Genomic DNA, 285 nt, shown 5'->3' with positions numbered 1-285 from the left:
CAGACAGGTGAAGACTATCTATCTTGTATATGGCAAGGTGAAAAATTAACTAAAATGATAGAGAGTTATAGTGATGAAGATTTTTACGAATTATCTTATAGTGGAAAGATTTGCAAAGGCTATCTTCCGATAATGGTATGGAATGTAGATGATTTACGTCCGTTATTGGAAGCACATCCCGAATTGGTAGGAATGAGATGCAACCAACTTCCAGACAAAATATATAGCAAAGATGAATACAATGAAGAAACAGAACTATATTCCTATACATTTGACAAAGACGGA

At 34.0% G+C, this 285-nt stretch carries 1 pseudogene; it reads left to right on the top strand.

What is annotated here, in order from left to right:
- Positions 1 to 54: 54 nt before the first annotated feature.
- Positions 55 to 285 (top strand): annotated as a pseudogene (locus tag QVP67_RS12925) (DUF4595 domain-containing protein); the annotation flags it as partial.

Origin of the sequence: Bacteroides sp. CAG:633 (assembly GCF_000435115.1) — a bacterium.
Lineage (GTDB): Bacteria > Bacteroidota > Bacteroidia > Bacteroidales > Bacteroidaceae > Bacteroides > Bacteroides ndongoniae.
The sequence above is the reverse complement of the archived record's forward strand: the minus strand, read 5'-3'. Positions and strand labels throughout refer to the sequence as shown.